Source organism: Streptomyces sp. NPDC002055, from assembly GCF_040296705.1.
Lineage (GTDB): Bacteria > Actinomycetota > Actinomycetes > Streptomycetales > Streptomycetaceae > Streptomyces.
Genome location: NZ_JBEOXS010000108.1, coordinates 1 through 11,872 on the forward strand (window position 1 = coordinate 1; position 11,872 = coordinate 11,872).

Sequence of the window (11,872 nt, forward strand, 5' to 3'; positions counted from 1 at the left end):
ATTTGTGGCCCCCAGGGCCGTAAATATACGTTCCGGAACCCCCACCCCGCAGGCCCCGGCCCCCGGCCCCACCCGCACCCCGCGCGCAGAACCCGCACCCGGGGTCAGCCCCGCACCCCGCACGCCGAGCACGAGCCCGCACCCGGAACCCGTGCGGCAGAACCGAAGCCCCCTGGGCTCAGGCAACACCTACCGGCAACGAACCCCGGACGCCGGCTCCCGGCCCCCGGTGGCCCTCGAACGGCAACCCCTCAGATGCGTCGGCAGCTCTGAGAGAAGTCCCCGTCGACCGGCCCCGACCGGCCCCGATCCCGACCGGACTCAACCCGACCCGGGTTCACCCCGCCCCAGCCCGACCAGCCCCAGCCCCATACGCGGGCGTGCGCCCCCAAGATCGCGCCCCCGGCCCCGCACAGTCGAACCAGCCGCGCCGCACCCCCTTACACCCACCCCTCCCCCTGAGATATCCGTATCGCATCGACCCGATTCCGCGCCCCGGTCTTGCGCGTGATGGCGGACATGTAGTTGCGCACCGTGCCGTTGGACAGATGCAGCCCGCGCGCTATCTCGGCGACCGTCGCGCCCTCCGCCGCCAGCGACAGCACACTCAACTCGCGCGGAGTCAGCGGCATTTCGGCGGCCTGCAGAAAGCCGAAGGCGAGCGACTCGTCCACGAAGCGCTCGCCCGCCGCGACCTTCCGTATGCCCTCCAGTAATCGCTGCGGCCCGGCGTCCTTGTTGACGTAGCCCAGGGCGCGCGCCTCGAAGGCCCGCCGGAGCAGCCCGGGTCTCGCCACGGTCGCCAGCACCAGCAGGGCGGCGCCCGTTCCGGTCATGCGCCGGGCGAGCTCCGCGGCGGCGCTCAGGGTGCGCGAACCCGGGCAGTCGACATCCACGATGCAGACGTGAGGCTGCAGAGACCGCGCCATCCCCGGCGCGGTCTCCCACGCGGCGGACGCGACATCGAGGTCGCCTTCCTTCCGCAGCAGAGCCACGAGCGCGGACCGCAGAAGGCTCGTGTCGTGCACCAGGAGTACCCGGATCACATCTCCCCCTTCACCTAGTCGACGCAGCGCTCCCCGCGCTGTCGTCGCAATTTCATACATCCGGATGCCCCGTCCTGGAGGCGAGAACCGGCCATGAGGGGGCGCAGGGGCGCACGTCGGCTTCCCTGTGCGCCCGGCGCGCGACGGGGCAGTGCACGCCCCCAAGGGTGAGCTGCTGTGCTCCCGGTGAGCCGGGTTCCGGACCGGGCCACCGTTGCTTCCGACTCCCGGGCCGACAGGACTCCCCACGACCGCGAGTCACCTCGCACGGGGGCCACCACAAACCCAGGTGGGTCACCACAAACCCGAACCACCGCAAACCCGCACCACCGCAAACCGGGTCACCACAAACCCGCACCACCGAACACCCGGGCAGCCACACTCCGGGCCGTTGCAACCCCGGCCGCCCAACCCCGGCCACCGCGAACCCCCGGACGAGCCGCGGACCCCGGCGACCCGACCCCGGCCACCCCCGCCGCCCCGGAACCGCGCCACCCCGGAACCCCGCCGCCCCGGAACTACCCCTCCGCCGACCCCTCGATCAGCCCGCACACCGTCTCGATGTCCACCTTGACCTGCGCGATCGAGGCCCGCCCCGACAGCCAGGTGATCAGCGCCGAGTGCCAGGTGTGCTCGATGACGCGGACCACGGACAGCTGCTCGGGAGTGGGCGCGTCCGCCAGCCCCATGGCGTCGAGGATGATCGCGGTGGTCAGCCGGGAGACGGTGTCCACCTCGGCGCTGACCGAGCGGTCGGCGAAGGTCAGGGCCCGCACCATGGCCTCCGCGAGGTGAGGTTCGCGCTGCATGGCGCGGAACGCCCGCATCAGGGTCTGGGCGACGCGGGCCGCCGGCTCGTCCTCGGTCGGCGGACGCTTCCGCAGGGTCTCCTGGAGCTGCTGGAGCTGGTCCTGCATGGTCGCGACCAGCAGATGGATCTTGGAGGGGAAGTAGCGGTAGAGCGTGCCCAGGGCGACGCTGGAGAGCTCCGCGACCTCGCGCATCTGCACGGCCTCGAAGCCGCCGCGGCCGGCCAGCTGGGCGCTCGCGTGCAGGATCCGACGGCGGCGAGCTTCCTGACGCTCTGTCAGGGGCGGGGAGGACGGCTTGGGTTCAGTGGTCATGTGTCCCATTCCGTTTCCGTGACATCCGTGGATTGCGTCGAAGGCTGCGGAGGACCCGGGTCCGCCCGGGACCCCTCTGGCCTGGGGCTCGGGGGCCCACCGGCAGGATCCGGACAGCATGGCAGGGGTCGCGCCGTGGCGCGAATCACCTGATCGAGCCCTTCCGGGTCCGCTACCTGCCGGTAGATTCGATGCTCCTTGAACGATCAAGTCTGTAACTTGTTCTAGATTAGCGCGAGCGGTTACGCTCCGGCAGAACTGCAGTCAGAAGGGGGCCGAGAGTGACCGCTGAGGCCGTGCAGGCAGCCGCGCGTCGCCCCCTTGGCGGGGTGTCCGCGGCCGACGGCGACCGCCCGTTGCGGATCGCCCTGCTGACCTACAAGGGGAACCCGTTCTGCGGGGGGCAGGGCGTGTACGTCCGCCACCTCTCCCGCGAGCTGGCCCGGCTCGGGCACACCGTCGAGGTGATCGGTGCCCAGCCGTACCCGGTCGTCGACGAGGGCGTCACCCTCACCGAGCTGCCCAGCCTGGACCTCTACCGGCAGCCCGACCCGTTCCGCACCCCGGGGCGCGGCGAGTACCGGGACTGGATCGACGCCCTCGAAGTGGCGACCATGTGGACCGGCGGCTTCCCGGAGCCGCTCACCTTCAGCCTGCGCGCCCGCCGCCACCTCGCGGCCCGCCGCGGCTCCTTCGACGTCGTCCACGACAACCAGACCCTCGGCTACGGGCTGCTCGACGCCGGCCGGCTGGGCGCCCCGCTGGTCACCACGATCCACCACCCGATCACCGTCGACCGGCGGCTCGACCTCGACGCCGCCACCGGCTGGAAGGGCCGGCTGTCGGTCCGCCGCTGGTACGGCTTCACCCGGATGCAGAAGCGCGTCGCCCGCCGCCTGCCGTCCGTCCTCACCGTCTCCGGCTCCTCGCGGCAGGAGATCGTGGACCACCTCGGAGTGCGCGAGGACCGTATCCACGTGGTGCATGTCGGCGCGGACACCACCCTCTTCTCGCCCGACCCGGCCGTGCCCGAGATACCCGGCCGGATCGTCACCACCTCCAGCGCCGACGTCCCCCTCAAGGGGCTGATCCACCTGATCGAGGCGCTGGCCAAGCTCCGCACCGAGAACCCCCGGGCCCATCTGGTCGTCGTCGGCAAGCGCGCCGAGGACGGACCGGTCGCCGCCGCCATCGAGCGGTACGGCCTCACCGGCGCCGTGGAGTTCGTCAAGGGCATCACCGACGAGGAGCTGGCGGATCTGGTCCGCGGCGCCCAGGTCGCCTGCGTGCCCTCGCTCTATGAAGGCTTCTCGCTGCCGGCCGCCGAGGCCATGGCCACCGGCACCGCGCTCGTCGCCACCACCGGCGGCGCCATTCCCGAGGTCGCCGGACCCGACGGCGAGACCTGCCTGGCCGTGCCGCCCGGTGACGCCGGAGCCCTGGCCGTCGCCCTCGGCCGCGTCCTGGACGACGACGGCCTGCGGCGCAGACTCGGCGCCGCGGGCCGCGAGCGCGTCCTGAGCCGCTTCACCTGGGAGCAGGCCGCGCGCGGCACCGCCGAACGCTACCGCGAAGCCATCGTGCGACAGGCCCGGACCGCACCCGCCGCCTGAGCCCGACCCCCGGGGCCCCGACGTCCCCACCCAGCAACGACCCGCCGGACGAAAGCAGACGCCTGTGCTGACCGTCGACTTCACCCGCTTCCCGCTCGCCGCAGGCGACCGCGTGCTCGATCTGGGCTGCGGCGCCGGCCGGCACGCCTTCGAGTGCTACCGGCGGGGCGCGAAGGTCGTCGCCCTCGACCGCAACGCCGAGGAGATCCGCGAGGTCGCCACCTGGTTCGCCGCCATGAAGGAGGCCGGGGAGGCCCCCGCGGGCGCGGAGGCCACCGCGATGGAGGGCGACGCGCTCGCGCTGCCCTTCCCCGACGACAGCTTCGACGTCGTGATCATCTCCGAGGTCATGGAGCACATACCGGACGACAAGGGCGTGCTCGCCGAAATGGTCCGGGTCCTCAAGCCGGGCGGCCGGATCGCGGTGACCGTGCCGCGCTACGGCCCGGAGAAGATCTGCTGGGCCCTCTCCGACGAGTACCACGAGGTCGAGGGCGGCCACATCCGCATCTACCGCGCCGACGAACTCCTGCGGAAGATGCGCGAGGCCGGACTCCGCCCGTACGGCACCCACCACGCGCACGGCCTGCACTCGCCCTACTGGTGGCTCAAGTGCGCCTTCGGGGTGGACAACGACAAGGCCCTGCCCGTCAAGGCGTACCACCAGCTGCTGGTCTGGGACATCATGAAGAAGCCGCTGGCCACCCGGGTCGCCGAGCGCGCCCTGAACCCGCTGATCGGCAAGAGCTTCGTGGCGTACGCGACCAAGCCGCACACCCCCAACGGCGCCCTCGGCGACGGACCGGAGGCACAGGCGTGACGAGCCCCGGCCGTACCGAACGCCTCGTCCTGCCCGGAGTGCTGACCGCAGGACAGGCCGCACAGACCGTGGCGGGCATTCTCGCCGTCCAGCGCGCCGACGGCGCCATCCCCTGGTTCCGCGGGCACCACCTCGACCCGTGGGACCACGTCGAGGCCGCCATGGCGCTGGACGCCGCCGGCGAGCACGAGCGCGCCGCGGCCGCCTACCGCTGGCTCGCCGACCACCAGAACGGCGACGGTTCCTGGTACGCGGCGTACCCCGACCGCACCGACGGCGTGGCCGCCGACGACCCCACCGACCGCGGGCGCGAGACCAACTTCGTCGCCTACGTGGCCGTCGGCGTCTGGCACCACTACCTCTCCACCGGCGACGAGGCCTTCCTCGACCGGATGTGGCCCACGGTCTACGCCGCCGTCGAGTTCGTCCTCGCGCTGCAGCAGCCCGGCGGACAGATCGGCTGGAAGCGGGAGGAGGACGGGACGCCCGTGGCGGACGCCCTGCTGACCGGCTCCGCCTCCGTCCACCAGGCCCTGCGCTGTGCCCTGGCCATCGCCGAGCAGCGCGGGGACGCGCAGCCCGACTGGGAGCTCGCGGCGGGCTGGCTCGGCCACGCCATCCGCCGGCACCCGGAGCGGTTCCTCGACAAGAACCGGTTCTCCATGGACTGGTACTACCCGGTGCTCGGCGGCGCCGTCACCGGGCCGCAGGCCAAGGAGCGCATCGAGGCCGAGTGGGACCGCTTCGTCGTCCCCGGCCTCGGGGTGCGCTGCGTCTCCGACCGGCCCTGGGTCACCGGCGGCGAGAGCTCCGAACTCGCCCTCGCACTCTGGGCGATGGGCGAGTCCGACCGCGCGGTGCAGATCCTCCAGTGGATCCAGCACCTGCGGTCCGACAACGGGATGTACTGGACGGGCTACGTCTTCGAGGACGACGCGGTGTGGCCGGAGGAGCTCACCTCCTGGACCGCGGGGTCGTTGCTGCTGGCCGTCGCCGTACTCGGCGGGGACGAGGCGACGACGGCGGTCTTCGGCGGCGAACGGCTGCCGTCCGGCCTCGAACCGGACTGCTGCTGAGCGCACGCGGCCGTACAGCGACTGGTGAGCCCGGCGGTGCAGCGTCTGCTGAGCGCGGCCGTTCAGCGATGCGGGTGACGGTGGGCCTGTCGCGGCAGCCGGTTGGCGGGCGTGGCGGGTCACGCGGGACGAGGAGCGGACCGTCCGGGAACGGGACGGAACGGGCCAGGGGAGAGGCGGAGGAGACGGGGGAACGAGGCGCCGGGCCGGCGCCGGAGTTCCGCTCCGGGCGGCTGCTCAGGCGCGGCGCAGCCGGCCGGCGGCCGCGTGCCCGATGAAGAGGTACACCACGGCCGGAAGACCGTAGTTCAGCAGCACGCGCAGCCAGTCGGGGTCCACGGTGAACAGGTCGTGGGACCAGCCGGCGAGCCAGCGGGCGGCACCCTGGACGAAGTCGACCAGGTCGTTGGCGCGGTTCGCGTCGAGCCAGTACATGACGATCCACAGTCCGAGGATCACGGCGGCGATGTCCGCGATGGCGGCCAGGATCGTGGCAGCGGTGTTGCTTCCTGAGCGGTGGCGTCTTGACATGGAACTCGTGTTGCCCCTCCCGTTCGGGGGAAACCCTTGGCGTAGGTTGACGCCAACGCCAACGCCAACGCCAACGCCAACGCCAACGCCAACGCCAACGCCGAGGGGACCCGCGCCGGTCAGCTGTTCAGCTCGGCCAGTACCTGGAGCGTCATCGGGTCGGGCGCGGTGACCAGCAGGTCCGTCACCCGTCCCTTGCGCCAGAGTTCGAGCCGTTCGGCGATCCGCTCCGGCGGTCCGACCAGCGAAATCTCGTCCGCGAACGCGTCCGGCACGGCCTCCACCGCCTCCGCCCTGCGGCCTTCGAGGAAGAGCTGCTGGATGCGGCGCGCCTCCTCCTCGAAGCCCATCCGCGCCATCAGGTCGGCGTGGAAGTTGCGGGCCGCGTGCCCCATCCCGCCGATGTAGAAACCGAGCATCGCCTTGACGGGCAGCAGTCCTTCGGCCACGTCGTCGCACACCTGGGCGCGGGCCATCGGCGCCACCATGAAGCCCTCGGGCGCGTCCGCGAGCGACGCCTCGTAGACCTCGGTGCGCAGCGGCGACCAGTACAGCGGCAGCCAGCCGTCGGCGATCCGGGCGGTCTGCGCGATGTTCTTCGGGCCCTCGGCGCCGAGGAGCACCGGTAGGTCGGGGCGGAGCGGATGCGTGATCGGCTTCAGCGGCTTGCCGAGGCCGGTGGCGCCGGCACCGCCGTAGGGGTGGGAGTGGAAGCGGCCGTCCAGCTCCACCGGGCCCTCGCGGCGCAGCACTTGGCGTATGACGTCCACGTACTCGCGGGTCGCGGTCAGCGGGCTCGTCGGGAACGGCCGCCCGTACCAGCCCTCGACCACCTGCGGGCCGGACAGCCCCAGCCCCAGCATCATCCGCCCGCCCGAGAGGTGGTCCAGGGTCAGTGCGTGCATCGCGGTGGCGGTGGGGGTGCGGGCGGACATCTGCGCGACGGCGGTGCCCAGCCGGATGCGCGAGGTGTGGGCGGCGATCCAGGTCAGGGCGGTGAAGGCGTCGGAGCCCCAGGCCTCCGCCGTCCACACCGAGTCGTAGCCGAGCCGCTCGGCCTGGACGGCGAGTTCGACGTGCCCGGGGTCGGGTCCGCGTCCCCAGTAGCCGAGCGCGAGGCCGAGTCGCATGCCGTACCCCTCCCCGTGTGACCCCGTGAGGCGAGCTGCGAAGCTGACGCAGCGTCAGATTGCTGCCGACGTGCCGACTCTACGGGGGCCCCGACGCCCAGGCAACGGCCCCTCGCGAACCGGCCGCGGCGCGCACGGGGGACGCCCGCCGTGCCCGCGGGCCGGTGCGGCGGCCGCGGGGCTTCAGGACCGCGGGGCTTCACGGGGTTTCAGGGCCGCGGGGCTTCCGGGCTTCAGCGTGCGGGGCGGGTACCGGCACCGGGGGCCGGATACGCCGACGGCCCCCCGCCCGGAAGGGGCGAGGGGCCGTGCGAGCTACGGGCCGTGGCCGGATCAGCCGCGCTGAATGCCGGTCGTGTCCTGCAGGACGCCGCGCCGGCCGTCCTGCGTCTGCGCGATGAGCGCCGCTCCCCGCTGGTCGACCGCCAGGTACCAGGTGCCGGGCGCCAGCTCGGCGATCGGCGTCGGCGAGCCGTCCTCGGCGTACAGCGGGCGGGTGACCGGCACCGCGAACCAGAACGGGGCGAACTCGCCGCCGGCCGACGCCTGGCCGCCCTGCGTACCGGCCGCCGGGCCGGGCTGGGCCGCCTGCTGCTGACCGCCGTAGGACTGCTGGGGGGCGGGCTGGCCGGCCTGCGCGCCGTACGGGGACGGGGCGGTCTGCTGGCCCGGGTAGCCGTAGCCCTGCGCCGGCGCCGCACCGTACGGAGAGGGCGCCTGCGGCCGCGGCGCGCCCATCAGCGCGGCCTGGAGCGCCGGGATGCGGGTGTTGAGCACGGCACCCGCGGCGAGGGCGACAGCGGCGATCACTCCGAGGATCTGGCCGACGCCGTTGTCCGCGGGCAGCCCGCCCATGAGCGTCCACAGCCCGGTCCAGGCGGCGAACACCGCGAGCGCCAGGCCCCACTGGTCCAGCCCCAGGCCGGCGACCTTGCGCCCGGCCGGCAGGAAACGGGCGCCGACGATCAGGCCCGCGGCGATGATGCCGGCCAGGTAGAGCGAGGGGAGTACCGGGAACAGATCCGAGTCCCACGCGTTCGTGCTGCAGAACTCGGTGTCGCAGGAGTAGAAGTCGAGGAACGAGGCGATGAACAGCAACACCGCTGCTCCGATCACCACGCCGTCGCCTCGAGTGAGGGAGCGGATGTTCACGTGTTAATCCTTATTCGGTCTCGTCGGTGTCGCTGTCGCCGGTACGCGTGGGCGTGCGGCGCGGGGGTGGGCCCCATCGTACGGATGAATGTAGCGGGCAGTTGCGCGGGGTGTCCGCCACGTCACACACGTCGGTGATTTCCCCTCTTCCCCGCCAATTCCCTGTTGAGTCGGTGATTCCTACTTCTTCAGGAAATGCTCGATACCGTTTGCGATGCCCTGGGCCGCGTTCTGCCGCCATTTCGGGCTCGTCAGATCGGCCGCGTCGTCGGGGTCGCGCATGTTGCCGCACTCGATGAACACCTTGGGCACCGTTGACAGGTTGAGCCCGCCGAGGTCGGACCGGACGTCCAGGCCCGTACCCCCGCCGATGTAGTTGGACGGGCGGCTGCCGGTCTCGCGGACGAACATGCCGGCGATCCGCTCGCCGAGTTCGCGGGAGGGCTTGACGATGTCGGAGGTGTCGGCGTCGCCGCCCCGGACGGACGCCGGGAGGATGACGTGGAAGCCGCGGTTGCCGGTCACCGACCCGTCCGCGTGGACCGAGACGACGGCGTCGGCCTTCGCCTTGTTGCCGATCCGGGCGCGCTCGTCGACACAGGGGCCGTACGGACGGTCGTCGTCCTGGGTCATCTTCACCGTCGCGCCGCGGTCCGCGAGCAGGGTCCGGATGCGCCGCGAGACATCGAGCGTGAACGCCGCCTCGCTGTAACCGGAGTTGGTGGCGGCGCCGGTGGTGTCGCACTCCTTGCGGTGCGTGCCGATGTCCACCGACTTGGCGATCTCGCCGGTGTGATCGCGGTTGTGGAGGTTGTGACCGGGGTCGATCACCACGACCTTGCCGGCCAGGGGGCCGTCGGGTGCGGGGGAGTCGCCCCGCTGCCCCGCACCGTCACCGCTGCCGGTGTCCTTCCCGCCGCGGCTCTTGTCCGGGCCGGGCCGGGAGGCGCCGGCCGAGGGGGCCCGCCGCGACGGCTTCTCCTCGCCGCCCTCCGGTGTGCGGCCGTCGGTCCGGGCCGCCGCGGACGGCCGGGACGCGGCCTCCTTCGCCCGGCCGTCGTCCGTCCCGCCGATGGCCTGCCAGCCCAGCCAGCCGGCGAAGCAGGTCGGGACGAATATGGACAGAACGATGAGCGCGGTGCCGCCGGGGCTGCGCGGGGGCGAGGGAGGGCTGCCGTTGGACACTCCGTGATGCTAGGGCATCTTCCGGACGCCCCTCCCGCCTGTGTGCCACCTGCCCCCTGGTGTGGCGGCGTCGGCCCCTTCGGTGTGGCGGTGTCGGCCCCTTGGGGTGTTCGGTTTGCGGGGAATGGTCGGCTGTGGTGCGGAATTCCGTGGTTGGGTCGTTTTGCTTGGGTGGGTGGGCTTTTTGGGGCGGCCCTCCCTGCCTCCGTCCGCGGGCCTTCAGGGGCACGCCTTCGTCCGTGGACCGTGTCGACGCCCGCCTCCGTCCGGACCCTTCGGACGCCCGCCTCCGGACCGTTCAGACGCCCGTCCCGGTGCGCCGCAGGACGTGCAGCGAGCCCGCCCGGGAGACCTCGCTGAAGCCCCCGGACTCCAGGGCCCGCCGGTAGATCCGGTACGGCGCCTGACCGCCGTCGGCCGGGTCCGCGAACACGTCGTGGATGACCAGCAGGCCGTCCGGGGCGACGTGCGGGGCCCACCCCTCGTAGTCGGCCGTGGCGTGCTCGTCGGTGTGGCCGCCGTCGATGAAGACCAGCCCGAGCGGCATCCCCCAGAGCGCCGCCACCTGCGGGGACCGGCCGACCACCGCGATGACGTGGTCCTCCAGCCCGGCGTGGAACAGGGTGCGGCGGAACGTGGGCAGGGTGTCCATCCGGCCGACCTCCGGGTCCACGACGTCCGCGTCGTGGTACTCCCAGCCGGGCTGCTGCTCCTCGGACCCGCGGTGGTGGTCGACGGTGACGGCGACCGTGCCGCCCTCGCGCGCGGCGTCGGCCAGCAGCAGGGTCGAGCGGCCGCAGTAGGTGCCGACCTCCAGCAGCGGGAGGCCGCGCACCGCGGCCTCGGTGGCCGCCTCGTACAGGGCCAGGCCCTCGTCCACCGGCATGAAGCCCTTGGCCGCCTCGAACGCGGCGAGTATCTCCGGCTTGGGGCCCGAGCTCATGGGGGGTCCTCCTGGTCGTACGGCTGTGACCGCCCATGCTGCCCGATCGCCTGCGGCGGGAGCCGGGTGGGTAGGCGTTGCGCGAGCCCGGGGCGGGCCGCCGGGCTCCTACGCTGAACCGGCCCGAACTGATCGCAGGATCGCAGGAGGGAAGCACCATGACCCCATCTCTGCCGGGAGGCATGCCGGAGGCGGCACCGCAGGCCCCCACGGGAACCGCGTCGGAAGCCGTCCCGCGGCCCGTGTCCGGCCCGCCCCTCCCGGAGCCGGACCTGACGGTGCCCGAACCGGAACCCGCCCCGGTGATCCCCGACTTCCCGGGCCGTGGGCGGCGCGTCCTGGTCACCGGGGCGGCCCGGGGCGTCGGGCGCGCGGTGGCCCACGCGTTCGCCGCCAACGGTGACCAGGTCGCCGTCCACTACGGGACCAGCCGCGAGGAGGCCGAGGCGACCCTCGCCGGTCTGCCGGGCTCGGGGCACGCCCTGGTCGGCGGCGACTTGTCGGACCCGGAGGAGACCGAGGCGCTCGTGGACGCGGCGGCCCGGGCGCTGGGCGGCATCGACGTGCTGGTGAACAACGCGGCCATCATGGCCCCGCACCCGCCGGCCGCCACGCTCTACGCCGAGTGGTCCGCCGCGTGGCAGCGGCACACGGCCGTCAACGTGGTGGGCACGGCGAATGCCAGCCATCTCGCCGCCCAGCGGATGATCGCCCAGCGGACGGGCGGGCGGATCGTCAACATCGGCTCGCGCGGTGCGTTCCGGGGTGAGCCCGATCATCCGGCGTACGGGGCGACGAAGGCCGCGGTGCACGCGCTCGGCCAGTCCCTGGCCGTGGCCCTGGCCCCGTACGGCATCGCGGTGGCCTCCGTGGCGCCCGGGTTCGTCGAGACCGAGCGGGTCGCCCACCGGCTCACCGGGCCGGAGGGCGAGGAGATCCGCGTGCAGAGTCCGTTCGGGCGGGTCGCCCGGCCCGGCGAGGTCGCGGACGCGGTGCTGTGGCTCGCGTCGCCGCAGGCGCAGTGGGCTTCGGGGACGGTGCTCGATCTCAACGGGGCGTCGTATCTGCGGACCTGAGGGGGTGACCCCGGGTGCGGGGCGTCGTGGGGGTGGGGTGAGGGGGTGACCCCGGGTGCGGGTTCTGCGTGCGGGGTGCGGGTGGGGCCGGGGGCCGGGGGCCGGGGCCTGCGGGGTGGGGGTTCCGGAACGTATATTTACGGCCCTGGGGGCCACAAATACACGGAAGTTTCCGG

At 73.1% G+C, this 11,872-nt stretch carries 11 protein-coding genes; 4 read left to right on the forward strand and 7 right to left on the reverse strand.

The genetic code is table 11. The annotated features are described in order from the left end of the window. Positions 1–440: 440 nt before the first annotated feature. Both ABT112_RS34065 and ABT112_RS34070 read right to left on the reverse strand, forming a co-directional pair. Entirely contained in the window at positions 441–1,046 is a 606-nt protein-coding gene (locus ABT112_RS34065) for a response regulator transcription factor (RefSeq protein WP_351515686.1), read from the reverse strand. Positions 1,047–1,564: 518 nt separating this feature from the next. Next, positions 1,565–2,170, reverse strand: a complete 606-nt coding sequence (locus tag ABT112_RS34070; RefSeq protein WP_351515687.1) for a TetR family transcriptional regulator — start codon at positions 2,168–2,170, stop codon at positions 1,565–1,567. A gap of 281 nt (positions 2,171–2,451) precedes the next feature. Between ABT112_RS34070 and ABT112_RS34075 the strand changes: the two genes are divergently transcribed. The 3 genes from ABT112_RS34075 to ABT112_RS34085 all read left to right on the forward strand — a co-directional run bounded on the left by ABT112_RS34075 (position 2,452) and on the right by ABT112_RS34085 (position 5,679). Further along, positions 2,452–3,783: a glycosyltransferase family 4 protein gene (locus tag ABT112_RS34075; protein WP_351515688.1), complete on the forward strand. Its 1,332-nt coding sequence runs from the start codon at positions 2,452–2,454 to the stop codon at positions 3,781–3,783. Between the two features lie 64 nt (positions 3,784–3,847). Further along, on the forward strand, positions 3,848–4,603 hold the full coding sequence (locus ABT112_RS34080; RefSeq protein WP_351515689.1) for a class I SAM-dependent methyltransferase: 756 nt from the start codon (positions 3,848–3,850) through the stop codon (positions 4,601–4,603). Continuing rightward, the gene (locus ABT112_RS34085) at positions 4,600–5,679 is read left to right on the forward strand and encodes a prenyltransferase/squalene oxidase repeat-containing protein (protein ID WP_351515690.1); all 1,080 of its coding nucleotides are present in this window, start codon (positions 4,600–4,602) and stop codon (positions 5,677–5,679) included. Before ABT112_RS34080 ends, ABT112_RS34085 begins: the two co-directional genes overlap by 4 nt. Positions 5,680–5,916: 237 nt before the next feature. Here ABT112_RS34085 and ABT112_RS34090 read toward each other — a convergent pair whose 3' ends face one another. The 5 genes from ABT112_RS34090 to ABT112_RS34110 all read right to left on the reverse strand — a co-directional run bounded on the left by ABT112_RS34090 (position 5,917) and on the right by ABT112_RS34110 (position 10,620). After that, positions 5,917–6,210, reverse strand: coding sequence for a hypothetical protein (locus tag ABT112_RS34090; RefSeq protein ID WP_351515691.1), 294 nt, complete (start codon positions 6,208–6,210; stop codon positions 5,917–5,919). Positions 6,211–6,329: 119 nt separating this feature from the next. Then, on the reverse strand, positions 6,330–7,340 hold the full coding sequence (locus ABT112_RS34095) for an LLM class F420-dependent oxidoreductase (RefSeq protein WP_351515692.1): 1,011 nt from the start codon (positions 7,338–7,340) through the stop codon (positions 6,330–6,332). Positions 7,341–7,673: 333 nt separating this feature from the next. After that, a complete protein-coding gene (locus ABT112_RS34100; protein ID WP_351515693.1) occupies positions 7,674–8,492 on the reverse strand; it encodes a DUF5336 domain-containing protein in 819 nt (272 codons plus the stop codon). Between the two features lie 180 nt (positions 8,493–8,672). Beyond that, positions 8,673–9,677: an N-acetylmuramoyl-L-alanine amidase gene (locus tag ABT112_RS34105; RefSeq protein WP_351515694.1), complete on the reverse strand. Its 1,005-nt coding sequence runs from the start codon at positions 9,675–9,677 to the stop codon at positions 8,673–8,675. A 298-nt stretch (positions 9,678–9,975) separates the two neighbouring features. Next, positions 9,976–10,620: a class I SAM-dependent methyltransferase gene (locus tag ABT112_RS34110; protein WP_351515695.1), complete on the reverse strand. Its 645-nt coding sequence runs from the start codon at positions 10,618–10,620 to the stop codon at positions 9,976–9,978. Between the two features lie 158 nt (positions 10,621–10,778). Here ABT112_RS34110 and ABT112_RS34115 point away from each other — a divergent pair, with 158 nt between their 5' ends. Next, positions 10,779–11,696 carry an SDR family NAD(P)-dependent oxidoreductase gene (locus tag ABT112_RS34115; RefSeq protein ID WP_502975525.1) on the forward strand — a complete coding sequence of 306 codons (918 nt, stop codon included), beginning with the start codon at positions 10,779–10,781 and terminating at the stop codon, positions 11,694–11,696. Positions 11,697–11,872: the final 176 nt, after the last annotated feature.